This window comes from Bacillus sp. 007/AIA-02/001, assembly GCF_004634455.1.
GTDB classification, from domain to species: Bacteria; Bacillota; Bacilli; order Bacillales; family Bacillaceae_G; genus Bacillus_A; species Bacillus_A cereus.
Genome location: NZ_SEIY01000001.1, coordinates 865,272 through 885,302, shown reverse-complemented (window position 1 = coordinate 885,302; position 20,031 = coordinate 865,272). Strand labels below are relative to the sequence as shown.

Below are 20,031 nucleotides of genomic sequence, written 5' to 3'. Positions count from 1 at the left end.
GATGATTGGCACGCTGTCTACAATAAAGTGTCAGAAAACTGAAATCGCTTTATTCTTTTTCGGAAATAGTAATGTTTATATGCCAAAATAAAAAAATAAGCTGTATATTTACAGCTTATTTTTGAATCATATCTTTAATTGGCGCGAATGACTTTCGGTGTTCATCTAATACTCCATGCACTTGAATTGCCTCTAAATGTTGCTTTGTGCCATATCCCATATGTTGCTCAAATCCATATTGAGGATACTTCTCTCCCAGTTCTTTCATCATACGATCTCTCGTTACTTTTGCGATAATGGATGCGGCTGAAATCGAAACACTTTTCGCATCACCTTTAATAATTGATGTTTGCGGAATTGGTGTAGGAAGTTTCATCGCATCAATTAATAAATGTTGGGGTGTACAAGATAAATTCGCAACTGCATCTAACATCGCTTGTTTCGTTGCTTGGTAAATATTAATGTCATCAATAACTTGCGGCGATACAATTCCTACTCCAATTGCAATTGCTTGTACTTTTATTTCATCATAAAAACGCTCACGTTTCGCTTCACTCAACTTTTTCGAATCATTTAACCCTGGAATATAAAAATCCTCAGGAAGAACGACAGCTGCCGTCACAACAGGCCCAGCCAATGGCCCGCGCCCTACTTCATCAATACCCGCGATATATGTGACCCCTTTTTCACGCAAAGCATTTTCATACTTGGACATTTCAAAAAACTTCTCTTTTTCTTTCTGTTCTAACTCTTTTTGTTTATACCACTTCAAAACGAGCTTTTGAACACCTTTTCGATCATCTTTCATTAACAGTTGAAAGCGATCATCTTCTTCATTCATAATTTCTTTCAATACATTTTCTGCTTCTTTTATCGTTATAGTTTGCATTTATACAAGCTCCTTTTTAAACATATCCAAAAAGAAAAGACGCACAAACGCACGTCTTATACTTCTTCTATTTTTTCCACATCTTCTACTTGCTCTGCAAACTCTTCCGGTGTTTCAAACGTCATTTTTCCAAGTTTGCCACCACGAAGCTCACGAAGCACAAGCTCAGATGTCTTATCATAATCAATCATTCCGCCGCCCATTAAGCAGCCTCTATTTTTTCCAATTGCATCGAATAATTCCACAATATCTTCTGGAATCTCATTTAAATTATAGCGTTCTTTCAAGCGTTCTGGATAATGTTTCTCCATAAAACGTAATGCGTAAACAGCTACATCTTGTAAATTTAAAATTGAATCTTTAATTGCACCCGTTGTCGCTAAGCGAAGACCCACTAATTGATCTTCAAATTTAGGCCACAGAATACCTGGTGTATCTAACAATTCCATTTCCTTCCCAACTTTAATCCATTGTTGAGCTGTTGTCACACCTGGACGATCTCCTGTTTTAGCAATATTTTTCTTTGCCAATTTATTAATCAATGTAGATTTACCAACATTTGGTATACCTACAATTAATGCACGAATCGCTCTCGGTCTAATACCTTTTGCAACCATTTTATCAAATTTTTCTTTAACAAGCACTTTACAAGCTGCTGCAATTTCCTTCATACCTTGTCCAGCTTGCGCGTTAATTGAAATTGCCATATGGCCTTTTTCTTTAAAATATGCGATCCATTGTTTTGTTAAACGATCATCTGCCATATCCGCTTTATTTAAAACAACAAGCCTTGGCTTATGTGTAATGATTTCATCAATCATTGGGTTTCGAGATGATAATGGTAATCGAGCATCTACAAGTTCAATTACAACATCAATTAATTTTAATTTCTCCGTTACTTGGCGTCTAGCCTTCGCCATATGCCCTGGAAACCATTGAATTACCATGTTGCCACCTTCTTTTTCATTTATTTCACAATACGTGCGTCTTCTAACGGCCAATATAACATATTAGCTTTACCAATTACTTGATCCATTGAAATCGTACCGATTGAACGGCTATCTTTACTAAAACGACGATTATCACCTAAAACAAATAATTGATCTTTTGGAACGGTTTTCTTGCCTGTCATTTCTTCAAGATTAAAATCATATGTAAGCGGTCCGTCAGCAATTTGCTTTTTCTGCTTGTCTAAATACGGCTCCTCATAAGCCTTTCCGTTAATATACAGTTTATCATTACGATACTCTATTTCATCGCCTGGCAGGCCTATAATGCGCTTAATGTAATCTTTATCTTCTGTTGCTCGAAATACGATAATATCAAAGCGTTTTGGATCTCCAATGTGATAACCAATTTTATTCACAATCATTCGATCACGATCATGTAAAGTAGGTGCCATCGATACCCCGTCTACGAGAATTGGCGCAAAGAAAAACTGTCTAATAACACCAGCTAATACAACAGCAATCAAAATTGCTTTAATCCATTCCCAAAGTGAACTCTTCTCTTTTTTCATGCATTTCCCCTCCACGGTTATGTAAACTGCTCGTATTATACCAAAATTTCATATAGATTGGAAAAAGGGAGCTTGTGCATTTACAAGCTCCCATACATGTCTTATCGAATTTCTTTAATACGTGCTTTTTTACCGCGAAGGTTACGTAAGTAGTATAACTTAGCACGACGTACTTTACCACGGCGAAGTACTTCGATTTTCGCGATTCTTGGCGTGTGAACTGGGAATGTACGCTCAACACCTACACCGTAAGAAATCTTACGAACTGTGAATGTTTCACTGATTCCGCCACCACGACGTTTAATTACAACACCTTCGAAAAGCTGAATTCTTTCACGAGTTCCCTCAACAACTTTTACGTGTACACGTAAAGTGTCACCAGGACGGAATGAAGGAAGGTCAGTTTTTAATTGGCCTTTTGTAATTTCTGCGATTAATTGTTGCATATTAAATTCTCTCCTTTAAACAGATGCTCTTATAAAGTCTTAATAAATTACAGCGGAACATCGTTAATACGGCTACTGATTTCAGTAGCACAAATGTTATAATAGCATATTACTAGGCCTGTTGCAATAGCAAATATATGAAGTTATTACTGCTCTCGCTTTATTTCCTCAAGCCATTTTTTCTCTTGTTTAGATAGCTCTCTCTCATCTAATAAATCAGGTCTACGCGTATACGTTCGGCGCAAAGATTCCTTATGTCGCCATTCATCAATGTTTTTATGATTCCCTGACATTAATACATCCGGTACCTTCATACCACGAAAATCAGCTGGACGTGTATAATGAGGATGCTCTAATAAACCTGTACTAAACGAATCCTCTACTTGTGAAGCATGATTTCCTAGCACACCTGGCAAGAGACGTACCACACTATCAGTAATAACCATAGAGGCTAATTCTCCACCCGTTAATACATAGTCACCAATAGAAATCTCATCCGTTACGAGATGCTCACGAATTCGTTCGTCATATCCTTCATAATGCCCACATACGAAGATTAAATGTTCTTCCCCTGCAAGCTCTTCCGCTTTCTTCTGCGTAAATCTTTCGCCCTGCGGACACATTAAGACAACTCTCGGCTTACGCTCTGTCTCTTTCGTCAAATCCTCTACAGCATCAAAAATAGGCTGAGGAGTAAGCACCATACCAGCTCCTCCGCCGTAAGGATAATCGTCTACGCTATTATGCTTACTTGTTGTATAATCACGAAAGTTAACAACACGAAGGTTTACCGCTTCTTTTTCTTGCGCCTTCTTTAATATAGAAGATCCAAATACACCGGTAAACATGTCTGGGAACAACGTTAAAATATCAATTTTCATTATAGCAGCCCTTCCATTACATGAATGGTTACTAATTTATTTTCAATATTAACTTGAAGTACAACATCATCGATATAAGGAATTAAGAGATCTTGACCCTTCGGGCGTTTAATTACCCAAACATCATTTGCACCAGGAGATAGAATCTCTTTGATTGTCCCTAGCGCTTCTCCTTCTTCCGTTACAACACTGCAACCAATAATTTCATGATAGTAGTATTCACCTTCAGCAAGTTCGCCTAACTGCTCTTCTGGTACTTTTATTAAAGAACCTTTAAACTTCTCTACTTCATCTACATTGTTATATCCTTCAAATGTTAATAAATCGAATGTCTTATGTTGGCGATGAGAAGTTACCTTCACCGGAAGATAGTCTGTGCCTTTCTCATTCGATATGTATAGCGTGTTTCCTACTTTATATCGCTCTTCTGGAAAATCAGTACGAGAAATAACACGGATTTCTCCTCTTACGCCATGAGTATTTACAATTTTCCCTACGTTAAACCATTTTGTCATAAATAGTATGTCACCCCTGGTTTCTATATAAATTAAGCATCTCCATTTCGCAGATGGAACATGCAATCTCTATTTAAATGTTAAAAAAGGGAGAGGAATAACTCCTCGCCCTTTTTACGTTTATTGAATTTCCAGTGTTACTTTTTCATCATTATGATGTCCCACTGAATACAAGAGCATTCGAATCGCTTTCGCAACTCTCCCTTGCTTTCCAATGACTTTTCCAACATCCTCAGGATGTACAGTTAATCGATACTTTATCTCTCCGTTGCAAAGTTCCTGTGTAACTTTTACATCTTCAGGATAATCGACAAGAGGCTTGACAATCGTCTCGACTAACTTCTTCATAGTCATTGCCTCAATTACTTACCTTGTTTAGATAAGTGGAATTTCTCCATGATACCTTGGTTAGAGAATAAGTTACGAACTGTATCAGATGGTTTAGCACCATTTCCTAACCATTTTAATGCTGCTTCTTCGTTGATCTTAACTTCAGCTGGTTGAGCAACTGGATTGTAAGTTCCGATTTCCTCAATGAAACGTCCGTCACGAGGAGAACGAGAATCTGCAACAACTACACGATAGAAAGGAGTTTTTTTAGCTCCCATACGTTTTAAACGAATTTTAACTGCCATTTATAAAGCACCTCCGAATTTATTTCACACAGATAATTATATTAGCAAAAAGACTATTGCTTTGTAAAGTATTTTTTCTTAACAGAGCCATCTTTTTTTCCTTACATGAATGGAAACTTCAATCCACCTAGTCCTTTTTTCTTACCTTTTTGCATTCCCGTCATCGTCTTCATCATTTTTTTCATGTCATCGAATTGCTTAATTAGACGATTGATTTCTTGTACAGTTGTACCGCTACCTTTGGCAATGCGCTTTTTGCGACTAGCATTGATTATTTCCGGTTGTTCTCGTTCTAATTTAGTCATAGAACGAATAATTGCCTCAATATGCCCAATTTGTTTTTCATCAACTTGCGCATTTTTCAGCCCTTTAATTTTATTTGCACCAGGAAGCATTCCTAACAATTCATCAAGCGGCCCAAGTTGGCGCACTTGTCCAAGTTGTTCTAGGAAATCGTCAAGCGTAAACGAAAGCGTACGCATTTTTTGCTCAAGTTCTTTTGCTTTCTCTTCATCAACTGTAGCTTGCGCTTTTTCAATTAACGTTAAGACATCGCCCATCCCTAAAATACGGGATGCCATACGCTCTGGATGGAACGCTTCAATTGCATCTAGTTTTTCACCCATACCAGCAAATTTAATCGGCGTGTTTGTTACAGCCTTAATAGATAATGCAGCACCACCGCGCGTATCACCATCTAATTTCGTTAATACAACACCTGTTAAACCTAACTGTTCATGGAAACTTTGTGCAACATTTACCGCGTCTTGCCCCGTCATCGCATCGACAACAAGGAAAATTTCATCCGGTTTCGCAACTTCTTTCACTTTCGCTAATTCATCCATTAATTCTTCATCAATATGCAGGCGACCCGCTGTATCGATTAAAACATAATCGTGATGATCTTCTTTTGCTTTTGCAATCGCTTGTTTCGCAATTTCAACAGGACTTACTTGATCTCCTAAAGAAAATACAGGCATGTCCAATTGCTTCCCTAATGTTTCAAGCTGTTTAATCGCTGCTGGACGGTAAATATCCGCTGCAACAAGCATCGGTTTACGATTATGCTTTTTACGAAGCAAATTCGCAAGCTTACCTGTCGTCGTTGTTTTACCCGCACCTTGCAGACCAACCATCATAATAACAGTCGGTGGCTTATTAGCAACAGCAATTTTGCTTTGCTCTCCGCCCATAAGTTCTGTAAGTTCTTCCTGTACAACTTTAATTACTTGTTGTCCAGGTGTCAAACTTTTCATTACATCTTGTCCGACAGCACGTTCAGACACACGCTTCACAAAATCTTTTACTACTTTAAAGTTAACATCCGCTTCTAAAAGAGCTAGACGAACTTCTCTCATCATTTCTTTCACATCGGCTTCAGAAACTTTTCCTTTGCCGCGGATTTTTTGCATTGTCTGTTGAAGTCGGTCGGCTAATCCTTCAAATGCCATATTGCCGCCCTCCTAATCTAATTTTTCGATAGCTTCAACAACTTGTTTCATTTCTTCATTCACATGCTCTTCTTCGCTGATTAGCTGTTTTAGCTTTGCAACAAGTCGCTGTCGCTCTTGAAACTTTTGAAGTAATACTAATTTTTCTTCATATTCTTCAAGCATCGCTTCAGTCCGTTTAATGTTATCATACACGGCTTGGCGACTTACATCAAATTCTTCCGCAATTTCACCAAGAGATAAATCATCTAGATAATAAAGCGACATATAACTTCTTTGTTTTTGCGTTAACAACGATTGATAAAAATCAAATAAATAGTTCATTCTCGTTGTTTTTTCGAGCATGTTGGATCATCCTTTGTTAAGTGATTTCCCTTTACATGAATTAGTTTACATGTAGTCCAAAAGAGTGTCAAGTTTTTTTCTTAACATCATATATTTTTTATAGAAAAAGAAGCGGAAATACCGCTTCTTTCGCTTATACTTCTTCTGTTTCTACTAAGTTCGCAAATAAACCATACACATATTGTTCTGGATCAAACTGCTGCAAGTCATCCATTTGCTCTCCTAATCCAACAAACTTCACCGGTACATCCATTTCGTTACGAATCGCTAATACAATACCACCTTTAGCAGTTCCATCTAACTTCGTTAAAACAATACCAGTTACATTCGTTGCTTCACGGAATGTTTTCGCTTGGCTTAAACCGTTTTGTCCTGTTGTTGCATCAATAACAAGCAATACTTCATGAGGAGCACCTGGTACTTCACGCTCAATTACACGCTTCACCTTCTCTAACTCTTTCATTAAGTTCACTTTATTTTGCAAGCGTCCTGCTGTGTCACATAGTAATACATCTACCTTACGTGCTTTCGCTGCTTGTACAGCGTCATACATAACCGCCGCTGGATCAGATCCAGATCCTTGTTTAATCACTTCTACACCAACGCGATCGCCCCATACTTCTAATTGTTCAATCGCTCCAGCACGGAATGTGTCTCCTGCCGCCAATAGGACTGACTTACCTTCTGATTTAAACTTATGCGCCAGTTTACCAATTGTCGTCGTTTTTCCTACACCATTAACACCAACAAATAAAACGACCGTTAATTGGTCCTCTTGCATATTAATTTCGTTACTAAAATCGCTGTCACCTTTGTAAATTCCTACTAGTTTTTCTGAAATAACAGCTTGTACTTCTTTTGGATCTTGAATGTTACGACGTTGTACTTCTTCTTTCAATTGGTCAATTAATTCCATTACCGTCGCAACGCCAACGTCTGCACCGATTAAAATTTCTTCTAACTCTTCGAAGAAATCTTCGTCCACTTTACGGTAACGATACACTAAATCATTCACTTTATCCGCAAATGAATTTCTCGTTTTTTCTAATCCTTGTTTAAATTTCTCTGTAACTGTATCCGTTTGTTTTGAAATTTTTTCTTTTAGTTTTTTAAAAAAACTCATACTTTCCCATCCTTCCTATTCACTTGCAATAAGTTCTTCTCCGGCGTCTAAACGAACCGAAACAAGTTTAGATACCCCCGATTCTTGCATTGTTACACCGTACAACACATCAGACTCTTCCATTGTACCTTTTCTATGTGTAATTACAATAAACTGCGTCTCATCACTGAATTTCTTTAAATACTGTGCAAAACGAGCTACATTCGCCTCATCAAGGGCTGCCTCTACCTCATCTAGTACACAGAACGGTACTGGGCGTACTTTTAAAATACCAAATAAAAGCGCAATTGCTGTTAAAGCACGCTCTCCACCTGAAAGTAAACCTAAGTTCTGCAGTTTCTTCCCTGGCGGTTGTGCTACAATATCAATACCCGTATTTAGTAAATCCTCTGGATTAGTCATTACTAAATCCGCTCTACCGCCTCCAAATAATTCAGAGAATACCGATTGAAACTCCATTCTAATGCCTTCAAACGTAGTAGAAAAGCGTTTTTTCATTTCTTCATCCATTTCGGTAATAAGCTGGTGCAATGTCGCTTTCGCTTCTTCTAAGTCGTCTCTCTGCTCTAGTAAGAATGTATGACGCTCCGCTACACGTTCATATTCATCAATTGCCCCTAGGTTCACTGTACCTAACTCTTCTATGGATAATTTGATTAATTTTACTTTCTTACGCGCATCTTCTGCAGGCATTGTCATTGTATATTTTAGTTTTGCCGCTTCAAATGAAATCGTATATGTTTCACGTAAATGTTGTAATCTATTTTCCAACTCTACATCCAGTCGATTTATTCTCACTTCTTGATCTTTCAACATTTCAAGAACATATTTATGTTTACCTGTCGTTTCTTTCAAATCGCGCTCTAAATGTTCTACTCTCTCTTGCAACGATACACGTTGTTCACGACGAGAGCGAATTAATTCTGAAGTTTGATTACGATCATATGCTTTCTTCTCAATCATATTCGTAATTTGCTCTTCACCACTTGAATTAGATGTCATTTCTTGTTTTAAGAACGCTAAATCCTCTTTCGTTTTTACAAGTGTCGCATCCGTTTCTTCTTTTTCCTTCGTCAATCGTTCAACTTTTTCTTTTTGATTAGATAAGCGTTGTTGCTTTTCAGCTGCCAGCACTTTTAACTCAGTCATTTCTTTTTGAACTTTTTCTTTCGAAGAATGTTGCTCACTTTTTTGTTTTGTTAAAGCTACAATTTTACTATCTAACTTAGTGATTTCAGCTTGAAGATTCGTTAAAACCCCTTCTAACTCCTCTTTACGCCCTTGCATTTTTACTCGATCTTGTAAAAACCCTTCAATCTCTAAATCATAAATAGACAACCGATCATTAATACGATGTTCTTCTAATTCTAAACGATTAATCTCTTCTCTTAATTTCTGCTCATCTACACGATCTGCTTCTACAGTTTGCCTTAGTTCGCGTATTTTCACTTCTTTTTCTTGAATCTCTTGTTTTACTGCTTTAACAAAGTTTTCTAACTTCGTTGTTTTTTCTTCCATATCAGTTAACTTGCGAGTCCACTCTTCCAGTTCACGTTGGCGTCCTAATAAAGAAGATTTCGCTTGCTTTACCGCCCCACCAGTCATAGAACCGCCAGGATTCACTACGTCACCTTCGATTGTTACAATGCGATAACGGTATTGCAGTTGTTTCGCCAACTCATTTGCTCCACGTAAATCTTTCGCAACAATAACAGTACCTAATAAATTTGAAACTACATTTTCATATTTATTGTTGTACTGCACAAGTTCTGCCGCCACACCTACAAACGATGGGTGTTGATTTGCAATGCGTAATTGCTCAAATGATAACGATCTGCTTTTAATAACAGCTTGCGGTAAAAACGTTGCACGTCCATGTTTATTTTGCTTTAGAAATGCAATCGCATTACGAGCATGTTCCTCTGTTTGTACAACAATATGCTGCATCGCTGCACCTAGAGCGATTTCCATTGCAACTTCGTATTCTTTCGGTACCGTTAACAGTTCCGCAACAGCACCCTCGATACCTTGCAACCTATTTTCTCTAGCTTTCAATACTTCACGTACACCTTGATAGAATCCAGAATAATCTTCTTGCATCTCTTCAAGCATTTCTTTTCGAGAACGTGCCTGTTGCACAAATTGATATGCTTGATACAGTTTTGTTTCATTTTCACTATACTGCGTCTTACATTTCCCAAGCGCCGCCTCTGTCTTCTGTATATTTGAGAGAATGCCAGCTACTTTTTCTTTCGCTTGTTCGTAACTTTCTACAAGTTTCGTCTTTTTCGCTGTAATTTCCATACGCATTTCTACATATTTCGCATTCTCTTCATCTAGACGCTCGTTTTTAGACGTTTGCTGTTTCGATTGTTCTTCAATCATAGATAATTCATTACGATGACTAGCTTGTTGATTTAAAAGCTCAATATAGTCACCTTTTAAATTCTCAATCTGTTCCTCTAAATTGTCAGCAAAAGTAGCAAGCAGTTGCTCATTATCATGCAATTTTTGCTCCAACTCTTTTACTTCATTCACAAATTGCATTAAAGATTCTGTACTTGACTCAATCTCACCATCGTAACTTTTAGCTTTCTCAGTTAATTCAACAATTAACTGCTCAAGTTGCGCACAATGCGTCGTAGCATTTTGCTTTCTTTCTTTTAACAACTCACGCTGCCCTTCTAGTTTTTCTAGCTCTTTACTAGAAAGAAGAAGTACTTCTTGCAACGAGTCTACAGACTCGTCTACCGCTTGTAATTGTCCTCGTAATTCCTCAAGCTCTTCTTCACTTTTTTGTAAATTCGTTGACATTTTAGCTTCTTCGTTTTTATTATGCCCAAACTGATTTCGAAGCGCTTCCCATTTCTCATGCAATTCTTCAATTTCATGAACAATAAGCGCAGCTTCTACTTTCTCTAATTCTTCTTTATTCTCAAGATAATCTTTCGCAATAGAAGCTTGTCTTTCTAAAGGTTCTACTTGACTACTTAATTCATGAATTATATCTTGTACACGATTTAAGTTTTCTTGTGTTTCTGCTAGTTTCCCTTCAGCTTTCTTTTTGCGAAGTTTGTATTTTAGTACGCCTGCCGCTTCTTCAAATACACCTCGACGCTCTTCTGACTTACTACTTAAAATCTCTTCCACTTTCCCCTGGCTAATAATTGAAAAAGCTTCTCTTCCCATACCAGAGTCCATAAATAAATCGATAATATCTTTCAATCTACATGATTGTTTATTAATATAAAAATCACTATCACCTGAACGAGATACACGACGTGTTACACACACCTCATTGTATTCAATTGGTAAACGTTGATCTTCATTATTTAAAGTTATTGTTACTTCAGCAACATTAACCGCTCTCCTCGTATCACTGCCTGCAAAAATAATATCCTCCATCTTTGCACCACGTAATGATTTTGCAGATTGTTCACCAAGTACCCAGCGAATTGCATCAGTAATATTACTTTTCCCGCTTCCATTAGGTCCTACTACAGAAGTTACACCTGGGACAAAATCAACAGATACACGCTCAGCAAAAGACTTAAACCCTGCTATTTCTAATCTTTTTAAAAACACGAAAGGCCTTCCTCCTATTCTCCGTCGTTATAAATGTTCTCTATATAAAAACAAGTATTATACGGATTTACCTTCTTTTTCTTTATAAACAAAAAGAAAGTTTCATTCTATGCATAAGGAATCCCCCTCATTCAAAGGGGGATTCCTTATAGTTGTTCTTTTAATTTTTTCAATGCTTCTGCAGCAGCTTGTTGCTCTGCTTCTTTTTTCGACTTACCACTACCAAGACCTAAAGCTACGTTATTTAACGTAACACGTGACACAAATTCTCGATTGTGAGCTGGTCCTTTTTCTTGCAAAATTTGATACTCAACATTGCCACTGCCATCACGCTGAATCAATTCTTGCAACTGACTCTTATAATCCATCACATGAGAAAAAGCACCCTCATTAATTTTCGGATATACAATTTCTTTTAAGAATTCCCAAACTGTTTCTAGCCCTTGATCAAGATAAAGGGCACCAATAAACGCTTCAAAGACATCCGCTAATAAAGCTGGTCGTTCACGTCCACCTGTCATTTCTTCACCTTTTCCTAATAAAACAAGGCTGCCAAATGACAATTCGTTCGCAAAACGAACAAGAGATGGCTCACATACAATAGCTGCACGTAGTTTTGTTAACTCTCCTTCGCTCATTGTCGGATATTTTTGAAACAGATACTGTGATACAGTCAGTTCCAATACTGCATCTCCAAGAAATTCAAGACGCTCATTATCTTCATGCGGTTTTTTTCGATGCTCATTCACATACGATGAATGCGTAAATGCTTGAATCAATAATTTTTCATCTGTAAACGTAATACCTATCTTTTCTTGAAACACTTTAAATGCTTCACGATATTTTGTTTCGTATTTTTTTTCTCTATATTTTCGGTACGGCATAGGTCCCTCCAGATATAAGCCAGAAAGCCCCGCTAAAAAACGGGACTTCACTTAAGCATTATAGATGACTCTCTATGTAAGTCACAGCATCGCCAACAGTAGCAATCTTTTCAGCATCTTCATCAGAAATTTCCATTTCGAATTCATCTTCTAATTGCATTACAAGTTCTACTACATCTAGGGAGTCTGCTCCTAAATCTTCCTTGAAGCTTGCAGCTGGTACTACCTCAGTCTCTTCTACTCCTAAACGATCAACGATGATTTTTGTTACGCGCTCTAAAACATCTGCCATTCCATTCACCTCCCCTCAAATATTATATTAAATATTGACCAAAAAAACTAGGTGAAATCGATTCTTTTATTACATTACCATACCGCCATCAACATTTAACGTTTGACCTGTAACATATTTGCTTTGATCAGAAGCAAAAAACGTTACAGCATTCGCGATATCTTTCGCTTCACCAAATTGAGCAGCTGGAATAACTTTTAACATTTCAGCTTTAATATTCTCATCTAGTACATCCGTCATATCAGTCGCAATAAAGCCCGGCGCAATTGCATTCACAGTAATATTTCGACTTGCTAACTCTTTTGCAGATGTTTTTGTTAATCCAATAACACCCGCTTTAGCAGCAACATAATTAGCTTGCCCTGGGTTTCCTATAACACCCACAACAGAAGCGATATTTATAATTCTACCGTGACGTTGACGCATCATATAACGAGATACTGCTTTTGTACATAAGAATACACCTTTTAAGTTTGTATTAATAACTGTATCCCATTCTTCTTCTTTCATACGCATTAATAAATTATCTTTTGTTACACCAGCATTATTTACAAGAATATCAACTTGTCCAAATGTATCTACTGTTTGTTTCACCATATTTGTAACATCATCAGCATTTGCAACATCTGCTTTTACCGCAATTGCATCAGAACCTAATTTCTTAATTTCATCTACTACTTCATTTGCTTTTTGTTCATTACCTGCATAATTTACTACTACATTTGCCCCTTGTTTCGCTAAATCGATCGCAATCGCGCGACCAATTCCACGTGAAGCGCCAGTTACTAATGCTACCTTCCCTTTTAACATCAGTTTTCTCCTCTCAAATTTGAAATGGTATCTTTTAATGTCTCTTCATCATATATCGCATATGCTTTCACTGATGAATCAATTGACTTCATAAGTCCAGCAAGTACTTTTCCAGGCCCAATTTCAATAAATGTATCTACTCCCTGCTTCACCATACATTCAATAGACGGGTACCATAATACAGGCGAATAAAGCTGTTCGATTAACTTTTCTTGAATGTCGGCACCACGTGTAATAACATCCGCCGTAACATTTGCAATAACAGGAATGTTCGTATCATGAATTGTAATTTCATTCAAAACACTTTGAAACTTCTCAGCTGCCGGCTTCATAAGTGAAGAATGGAATGGCCCACTTACTTTTAGTGGAATTGCTCTCTTTGCACCATTTTCTTTCGCTCTTTGAGAAGCAACCTCTACGCCTTGCTTCGTTCCAGAAATTACAATTTGCTTCGTACTATTCATATTAGCGATTTGCACTGCATATCCTTCACTTGTTACTTCTTCTGTAACTTGTTTCAGCATATGTGGGTCAGCACCTAATATAGCTGCCATTGCACCTTCCCCGCCCGGAACAGCTTCTTCCATATATTCCCCGCGTTTCCTTACAGCATATACCGCATCTTCAAAAGTTAATGCACCAGCTGCTACAAGAGCGCTATATTCACCTAAACTATGACCAGCGACAAAGTCAGGTGTAATGTCATACTCTTTCAAAGCTGTCAAAATAGCAAAACTCGTTGTTAATAATGCAGGCTGCGCATTTGTTGTTAATGTAAGCTTTTCCTGCGGTCCTTCAAAAATCACTTCTGAAAGTGAATCTTGCAACACCTCATCTGCTTTTGCAAACACTTTTGCAACCTCTTTATTATTCTCTGCTAATTGTTTACCCATTCCAACTGCCTGTGAACCTTGGCCCGGAAAAAGAAATGCTATTTTTCCCATTTCAAATCCTCCTCTTATTGGAGTGACTCTTTCTCCATTACGCTTGAAATCGTAGGAATTACTTCTTTCGCTACCATTTCTCTCGTTTGACGAATCGCACTAAATATCGACTGGTCATTAGAAGAACCGTGAGCCTTAATGACAGGTGCTTTCAATCCAAATAATGCAGCTCCTCCATACTCCGAATAATCCATTTTATCTTTTAATACCATAAGTTTTGGCTTTAATACCGCCGCTGCTAATTTACTCGTAAATGAACTCATTAATTGTTCTTTCAACATAGAGAATAGCGCAAGTGCTGTTCCCTCTAATGATTTCAACGCTACATTCCCTGTAAAACCATCACATACAACAACATCTGCTACACCTTGCAATAAATCTCTTGATTCAATGTTCCCAACGAAATTAATTGGCGCATCTTTAAGCATTGCAAATACTTGCTTTGAAAGCTCGTTTCCTTTTCCATCCTCTGTTCCAACGTTTAATAGTCCAACGCGAGGATTTTCAATTCCTCTTACCTTCTCAGCATAAACAGATCCCATTACTGCATATTGATATAAATGAATTGGTTTTGCATCAACATTTGCTCCAACATCTAACATAACAAAACCTTTTCCATCTACAGTTGGCATTGTAGGCGATAAAGCTGGTCGCTCAATTCCTTCCATACGACCGACAACAAATAATCCAGCTGCCATTAAAGCTCCTGTACTACCTGCGGATATACAAGCGTCTGCTTCTCCATCCTTTACTTGTTGTGCCGCAAGCACCATTGAAGCTTGTTTTTTTCGACGAACCGCTCTTACTGGTTCCTCCGTTGATTCTATTTTTTCGTCTGTATGAAGAATAGTAATTCGTTCATCACTCGTTAAGTATTGACGAATTTCCTCTTCTTTCCCTACTAACGTAATATGTAAATCAGAATATTCCTTAATAGCTTTCATTGCCCCTAATACTACAGCCTTTGGAGCGTGATCTCCGCCCATTGCATCTATTGCGATTTTCATAAGTTGTTACCTTCCTCACTATAATTACTAGATCGATACATTTCAAAAGTGCCTGTAAAAACAAGTTCTTCTCCAACGAAGCTACGCACTTTGACAACCGTCCGTCCCTTATCATTCTCTACATCTTCAACGCGCGCTTTTGCAACAACACGCTCTCCTAATTTTACAGGGCGAATGTATCGAATGGTAGACTTTGCAGTTAAAGCTAATTCTTCATCAATAACTGCAACAGCTAGTGAGTTTGCTTGCGCAAACAGATGATGCCCACGGGCAATTTGATTTCTTTTAAATACATGTTCTACCTTTACTTCAAAGATAGAGATTGCATGTCTATCTAATTCAATATCAATAATTTCTCCAACAACCTCTTCTAACGGTAAAGATTTCACATCTTCTTCATGTTGCTTTGTAGCTACATGTTTAATTCTCTCTCTTAATTCAGGAATAGACAATTCCATACGATCAAGTCGTACTGTTTGTATACTCACTTGAAATTTTTCCGCTAAATCTTCATCCGTAATAAAAGGATTTGATTCGATTGTTTGTTGTAATAACTCTTGTCTTTCTTTTTTACTTCTTCTTTTTTTCATACCGCACCATCCATTTTTATGACTAGGTACTAACAGTAGTATATAATCATTAAAAGTAGAATGCAACAAAAACTTTTGTTGACTCCCTTTAATCGAGCTTCTCTCCTTGGAACACCCCTGTCCCATCAAGATACGTACGCAAGGCAGCGTACTGATCATTGTGCCAAAACGCTTCTGAATCTACTAGTATCGCCGCATCTTGCCTTGCTGTTTCTAACGCTCGATAATCATGTACCATGTCAGCAACCTTAAATTCTGGTAAGCCACTTTGCTTACTCCCAAAGAAATCTCCAGGACCTCGTAATTCTAAATCTTTTTCTGACAATACAAATCCATCATTTGTTTCAGTCATTATGCGCATTCTTTCTTTCCCTGTTTCTGATTTAGGGTCTGCTATTAATAAACAATATGATTGCTCACTACCACGGCCGACACGCCCTCTAAGCTGATGAAGCTGCGATAAACCGAAACGTTCTGCATCATAAATAACCATTACAGTCGCATTCGGTACGTTCACACCTACTTCAACAACTGTTGTCGATACAAGAATTTGCACTTTATTTTCACTAAACTGTCCCATTATCTCTTCTTTTTCCTGAGACGATAATCTCCCATGCATCAATCCAACTTGGCATTTCCCTTGGTAATGATGCGTCAGCATACTATGTAAGTCGATAGCATTTTGCACATCAAGTTTCTCAGATTCTTCAATTAGAGGACAAATAACGTATGCCTGTCTTCCTTTTTTTATCTCCTTTTCAACAAAACCGAGAACGCGATCTAACATATCATGTTTTGCCCAATATGTTTCAATCACCTTTCTACCTGCTGGCATCTCATCGATTATCGAAACATCCATCTCTCCAAATGCAGTAATTGCAAGCGTACGCGGAATTGGTGTCGCTGTCATAAATAATACATCTGGACTTTCACCTTTCTCCCGTAAAACTCGGCGCTGCGCTACACCAAATCGATGCTGTTCATCTGTAATAACGAGACCCAACCTATGAAATATAACTTCATCTTGAATTAAGGCATGCGTTCCAACAAGAATATCTATTTCTCCTTGTTCTAACTTCGCTAAAATTTCTCGACGTCTCGCACCTTTAACAGAACTTGTTAACAGTTCCACCTTCATACCAAAATGCGAAAACGTTTCAGCAAGCGACTGATAATGTTGCTCAGCTAAAATTTCTGTAGGAACCATTAAAGCACCTTGATAATGAGCTAATTTCGATGCATAAAGGCCAATCGCAGCAACAACTGTTTTCCCAGAACCAACGTCACCTTGCAATAGTCGGTTCATCCGATAAGGAGATGTCATATCTTTCAAAATTTCATCTACAACTCGGCGCTGCGCACCCGTTAATGGAAACGGCAGTGCATCGATAAATTCTTGTAATTCTACTGACGGAATCTCTTTCTTCGTCCCTTTTGAATTTTCCCTCTCCATTTTCCGGAGCGTTTGCATTTTCAGCTGAAATAAGAAAAATTCTTCATATACAAAACGGCGACGCGCTTGCTTCAAATCTTCCTGTCCTACCGGAAAATGCAATGCCCTAAGCGCTTCATATCTTGGTAATAATTTATATCGCCCTAACAAACCATCCGGTAACACTTCGACTATAGAATCTCCATATTCCTTTAACGCTTGAGCAATAAAACGACGCATCTGTTTTACTGTAAGTTTCCCCTTTACTGAATAAACAGGTTCCACTTCTTGTTGACGTACAACCGGCCCAAAATGAAGTTCTGATACAGCAATTGTTTGACGATGTTGATCCCATTTACCAGTAATCGTTACCGTTTCATCTAACTTTAATTTTTGCTTATAGTAAGGCCTATTAAAACATACCGCCGTAATTAAATAACGACCGACGAGAACACGAACTGTTAAACGCGATTTCTTCTTACCATAATATTGCAGCAAAGGAGCACTATGAATCTTCCCTTCAACCGTTACACGTTCATCATGCTTTACTTCAGCAAGATCTTTCATCGCATAATCTTCATAACGGTATGGAAAATGTTCTAATAGATGAGAAACTGTATAAATACCCATCTCATGTAGTAACTCAGATGTTTCTCCTCCGATCCCCTTTACATCCGTAACAGGAACTTGTACAACATCATTCAAGATTCTCACACCCCGTCACATTATTTTCTTTATTGCATTTTATTTGAGTACCAATTAGCATCTGTAATCGCTCTCTTTCACCTTATATATTCTATCATAGGCATTCTAAGAGAAACTACTCAAATCCCTTATATAAAACAAGTAAAAAAGAGCCTCACTATTAGCAGCAAGGCTCTTTTCTCTCTTCAATATGCTAGCCTTTTGAATAAAAACTAGTAATAAACTTCATATTACTACTTCTTATCCATTAGCAAGTAAGTAATCCATTTATTTTCAAAACGAATCTTATCTTATTCTACAGAGAAGATGAAAGAATACACTGGTTGGTTTCCAGCATGCACTTCTACTTCTGCATCTTCAAATTTCTCTTCTACAAATTCAACTAACTCCGCTACTTCTTCGTCAGTTGCATCTTCACCTTGTAGAATCGTTACGATTTCAGAATCTTCATCAATAAGCGCTTCTAGTAATTGCTTCGCAGCTCCTACTTTTTCAGCATTTGTAGATACAATTTTCCCATCTGCAATACACATGAAATCATCTTTTTGAATTGCTACACCATCAATTTCCGTATCACGTACAGCATACGTAATTTGACCTGTTTTCACATGAGATAAAGCTTCTTGCATGTTTTCTTCATTCTCTTCTAACGTTCCAACTGGGTTAAATGCTAACATTGCTGCCATACCTTGAGGAACTGTTTTCGAACGAACAACAATAACTTCTTGATCTACAACTGATGCCGCTTGTTCTGCTGCCATTACAATATTTCCGTTATTCGGTAAAATAATGATTTTTTCAGCATTTGCTTCTTCAATTGCCTTCACGATATCCTCCGTACTTGGATTCATCGTTTGACCACCTTCGATAACTTTCGTTGCGCCGATGCTCTCAAATAAAGTTTTAATACCAGACCCCATAGCTACAGTTACGATACCATATGGTTGTTTTTCTTTCGATTGAGCTGGTTGTTCAGGAACCATAGTAGGTTCATCTAATAAAGCAGTATGCTGTTCACGCATATTTTCTACTTTAATCTTAATTAAACTACCGTATTTTTGCCCGTAGTTCATAGCGTCTCCAGGATGTTCTGCATGGATATGAACTTTTACAATTTCATCATCAGACACAACTAGTAGAGAATCACCATATACACTAATATCTTCACGGAATTTTTGTTCAGAGAAATTATGCTCTTTCACCTTTTCAGCCTCTAATTTCACCATGAATTCCGTACAATATCCATACTTAATATCTTCTGTACTCAATTGGCTTTGTACACTACGGTGATGTTCTGCGCGTACCATTTCATTCATAGATGGTTGCGTCGGTGCATCAGAAGAAATCGTTTCTCCTTTTAAGTCAGCTAAAAATCCTTCGTATACCACTACAAGACCTTTACCACCGCTATCTACAACGCCAACTTGTTTTAATACAGGTAATAAATCTGGCGTACGATTTAACGATGCGTTTGCTTCTTTCACAACGTCTTCCATAAACAAAACAAAGTCGCGCTGTTTTTTCGCAACTGTTACTGCATATTTACCCGTTTCTCTTGCAACCGTTAAAATCGTTCCTTCAATCGGTTTCATAACCGCTTTATAAGCCGCCTCTACTCCAGCTTCTAGTGCTGCAGCAAAATCAACTGTTGTTAATTCTTCTTTTTGTTCAATGGATTTAGAGAAACCACGGAACAACTGAGATAAAATAACTCCAGAGTTACCACGAGCTCCCATTAATAATCCTTTGGCTAAACTTACGCCGACTTTACCAGCATGCTGTGAAGGGTTTGCTTTCACTTCACGCGCACCTGAAGTCATAGATAAGTTCATGTTTGTACCGGTATCGCCATCTGGAACTGGAAATACGTTTAATGCATCAACAAGCTGAACATTGTTTGTTAAATTATTCGCTCCTTGCATGATCATTTGTGATAAACGTTTTCCATCAATTTTTTGAATTGACACAGATTTTCCTC

20 protein-coding genes are annotated in these 20,031 nt (G+C 37.7%); all 20 read right to left on the bottom strand.

Annotated elements, in window-relative coordinates:
* Nucleotides 1-115: 115 nt before the first annotated feature.
* The 20 genes from ES895_RS04805 to ES895_RS04710 all read right to left on the bottom strand — a co-directional run bounded on the left by ES895_RS04805 (nucleotide 116) and on the right by ES895_RS04710 (nucleotide 20,020).
* Nucleotides 116-889: a ribonuclease HII gene (locus tag ES895_RS04805; RefSeq protein ID WP_001193513.1), complete on the bottom strand. Its 774-nt coding sequence runs from the start codon at nucleotides 887-889 to the stop codon at nucleotides 116-118.
* Nucleotides 890-945: 56 nt separating this feature from the next.
* On the bottom strand, nucleotides 946-1,836 hold the full coding sequence (ylqF, locus tag ES895_RS04800) for a ribosome biogenesis GTPase YlqF (RefSeq protein ID WP_000236702.1): 891 nt from the start codon (nucleotides 1,834-1,836) through the stop codon (nucleotides 946-948).
* 20 nt (nucleotides 1,837-1,856) lie between these two features.
* The gene (gene lepB, locus ES895_RS04795; RefSeq protein ID WP_000711851.1) at nucleotides 1,857-2,408 is read right to left on the bottom strand and encodes a signal peptidase I; all 552 of its coding nucleotides are present in this window, start codon (nucleotides 2,406-2,408) and stop codon (nucleotides 1,857-1,859) included.
* A 101-nt stretch (nucleotides 2,409-2,509) separates the two neighbouring features.
* On the bottom strand, nucleotides 2,510-2,854 hold the full coding sequence (gene rplS, locus ES895_RS04790) for a 50S ribosomal protein L19 (RefSeq protein WP_001186516.1): 345 nt from the start codon (nucleotides 2,852-2,854) through the stop codon (nucleotides 2,510-2,512).
* A gap of 146 nt (nucleotides 2,855-3,000) precedes the next feature.
* Nucleotides 3,001-3,735: a tRNA (guanosine(37)-N1)-methyltransferase TrmD gene (gene trmD / locus ES895_RS04785; protein WP_000686903.1), complete on the bottom strand. Its 735-nt coding sequence runs from the start codon at nucleotides 3,733-3,735 to the stop codon at nucleotides 3,001-3,003.
* Entirely contained in the window at nucleotides 3,735-4,250 is a 516-nt protein-coding gene (gene rimM, locus ES895_RS04780; RefSeq protein ID WP_000170278.1) for a ribosome maturation factor RimM, read from the bottom strand. Before rimM ends, trmD begins: the two co-directional genes overlap by 1 nt.
* Before the next feature lie 120 nt (nucleotides 4,251-4,370).
* On the bottom strand, nucleotides 4,371-4,598 hold the full coding sequence (locus ES895_RS04775; protein ID WP_000737401.1) for a KH domain-containing protein: 228 nt from the start codon (nucleotides 4,596-4,598) through the stop codon (nucleotides 4,371-4,373).
* Between the two features lie 14 nt (nucleotides 4,599-4,612).
* Nucleotides 4,613-4,885 (bottom strand): 30S ribosomal protein S16, encoded by a 273-nt coding sequence (gene rpsP / locus ES895_RS04770; RefSeq protein WP_000268750.1) that lies wholly within the window; start codon nucleotides 4,883-4,885, stop codon nucleotides 4,613-4,615.
* Between the two features lie 101 nt (nucleotides 4,886-4,986).
* Nucleotides 4,987-6,336, bottom strand: coding sequence for a signal recognition particle protein (gene ffh, locus ES895_RS04765; protein WP_000863460.1), 1,350 nt, complete (start codon nucleotides 6,334-6,336; stop codon nucleotides 4,987-4,989).
* Nucleotides 6,337-6,348: 12 nt separating this feature from the next.
* A complete protein-coding gene (locus ES895_RS04760; RefSeq protein WP_000891062.1) occupies nucleotides 6,349-6,681 on the bottom strand; it encodes a putative DNA-binding protein in 333 nt (110 codons plus the stop codon).
* 133 nt (nucleotides 6,682-6,814) lie between these two features.
* Nucleotides 6,815-7,804, bottom strand: a complete 990-nt coding sequence (ftsY, locus tag ES895_RS04755) for a signal recognition particle-docking protein FtsY (RefSeq protein ID WP_000007655.1) — start codon at nucleotides 7,802-7,804, stop codon at nucleotides 6,815-6,817.
* Nucleotides 7,805-7,819: 15 nt separating this feature from the next.
* Entirely contained in the window at nucleotides 7,820-11,389 is a 3,570-nt protein-coding gene (gene smc / locus ES895_RS04750; RefSeq protein ID WP_135238176.1) for a chromosome segregation protein SMC, read from the bottom strand.
* Between the two features lie 146 nt (nucleotides 11,390-11,535).
* On the bottom strand, nucleotides 11,536-12,273 hold the full coding sequence (gene rncS, locus ES895_RS04745) for a ribonuclease III (protein WP_001146875.1): 738 nt from the start codon (nucleotides 12,271-12,273) through the stop codon (nucleotides 11,536-11,538).
* Between the two features lie 58 nt (nucleotides 12,274-12,331).
* Entirely contained in the window at nucleotides 12,332-12,565 is a 234-nt protein-coding gene (gene acpP, locus ES895_RS04740) for an acyl carrier protein (RefSeq protein WP_000786062.1), read from the bottom strand.
* A gap of 69 nt (nucleotides 12,566-12,634) precedes the next feature.
* The gene (gene fabG, locus ES895_RS04735; protein WP_000911768.1) at nucleotides 12,635-13,375 is read right to left on the bottom strand and encodes a 3-oxoacyl-[acyl-carrier-protein] reductase; all 741 of its coding nucleotides are present in this window, start codon (nucleotides 13,373-13,375) and stop codon (nucleotides 12,635-12,637) included.
* Entirely contained in the window at nucleotides 13,375-14,319 is a 945-nt protein-coding gene (gene fabD, locus ES895_RS04730) for an ACP S-malonyltransferase (RefSeq protein ID WP_000515903.1), read from the bottom strand. Before fabD ends, fabG begins: the two co-directional genes overlap by 1 nt.
* Nucleotides 14,320-14,333: 14 nt before the next feature.
* A complete protein-coding gene (gene plsX / locus ES895_RS04725; RefSeq protein ID WP_000684098.1) occupies nucleotides 14,334-15,326 on the bottom strand; it encodes a phosphate acyltransferase PlsX in 993 nt (330 codons plus the stop codon).
* Nucleotides 15,323-15,916: a transcription factor FapR gene (fapR, locus tag ES895_RS04720; protein WP_000747349.1), complete on the bottom strand. Its 594-nt coding sequence runs from the start codon at nucleotides 15,914-15,916 to the stop codon at nucleotides 15,323-15,325. Before fapR ends, plsX begins: the two co-directional genes overlap by 4 nt.
* Before the next feature lie 88 nt (nucleotides 15,917-16,004).
* Nucleotides 16,005-18,053 carry an ATP-dependent DNA helicase RecG gene (gene recG / locus ES895_RS04715; protein WP_001000813.1) on the bottom strand — a complete coding sequence of 683 codons (2,049 nt, stop codon included), beginning with the start codon at nucleotides 18,051-18,053 and terminating at the stop codon, nucleotides 16,005-16,007.
* Nucleotides 18,054-18,343: 290 nt separating this feature from the next.
* On the bottom strand, nucleotides 18,344-20,020 hold the full coding sequence (locus tag ES895_RS04710) for a DAK2 domain-containing protein (protein WP_000027129.1): 1,677 nt from the start codon (nucleotides 20,018-20,020) through the stop codon (nucleotides 18,344-18,346).
* Between the last annotated feature and the right edge of the window lie 11 nt (nucleotides 20,021-20,031).

Coding starts and splice junctions, on each gene's coding strand:
- ES895_RS04805 (WP_001193513.1), bottom strand. CDS start 889: ATGCAAACTATAACGATAAAAGAAGCAGAAAATGTATTGAAAGAAATT.
- ylqF (WP_000236702.1), bottom strand. CDS start 1,836: ATGGTAATTCAATGGTTTCCAGGGCATATGGCGAAGGCTAGACGCCAA.
- lepB (WP_000711851.1), bottom strand. CDS start 2,408: ATGAAAAAAGAGAAGAGTTCACTTTGGGAATGGATTAAAGCAATTTTG.
- rplS (WP_001186516.1), bottom strand. CDS start 2,854: ATGCAACAATTAATCGCAGAAATTACAAAAGGCCAATTAAAAACTGAC.
- trmD (WP_000686903.1), bottom strand. CDS start 3,735: ATGAAAATTGATATTTTAACGTTGTTCCCAGACATGTTTACCGGTGTA.
- rimM (WP_000170278.1), bottom strand. CDS start 4,250: ATGACAAAATGGTTTAACGTAGGGAAAATTGTAAATACTCATGGCGTA.
- ES895_RS04775 (WP_000737401.1), bottom strand. CDS start 4,598: ATGAAGAAGTTAGTCGAGACGATTGTCAAGCCTCTTGTCGATTATCCT.
- rpsP (WP_000268750.1), bottom strand. CDS start 4,885: ATGGCAGTTAAAATTCGTTTAAAACGTATGGGAGCTAAAAAAACTCCT.
- ffh (WP_000863460.1), bottom strand. CDS start 6,336: ATGGCATTTGAAGGATTAGCCGACCGACTTCAACAGACAATGCAAAAA.
- ES895_RS04760 (WP_000891062.1), bottom strand. CDS start 6,681: ATGCTCGAAAAAACAACGAGAATGAACTATTTATTTGATTTTTATCAA.
- ftsY (WP_000007655.1), bottom strand. CDS start 7,804: ATGAGTTTTTTTAAAAAACTAAAAGAAAAAATTTCAAAACAAACGGAT.
- rncS (WP_001146875.1), bottom strand. CDS start 12,273: ATGCCGTACCGAAAATATAGAGAAAAAAAATACGAAACAAAATATCGT.
- acpP (WP_000786062.1), bottom strand. CDS start 12,565: ATGGCAGATGTTTTAGAGCGCGTAACAAAAATCATCGTTGATCGTTTA.
- fabG (WP_000911768.1), bottom strand. CDS start 13,375: ATGTTAAAAGGGAAGGTAGCATTAGTAACTGGCGCTTCACGTGGAATT.
- fabD (WP_000515903.1), bottom strand. CDS start 14,319: ATGGGAAAAATAGCATTTCTTTTTCCGGGCCAAGGTTCACAGGCAGTT.
- plsX (WP_000684098.1), bottom strand. CDS start 15,326: ATGAAAATCGCAATAGATGCAATGGGCGGAGATCACGCTCCAAAGGCT.
- fapR (WP_000747349.1), bottom strand. CDS start 15,916: ATGAAAAAAAGAAGAAGTAAAAAAGAAAGACAAGAGTTATTACAACAA.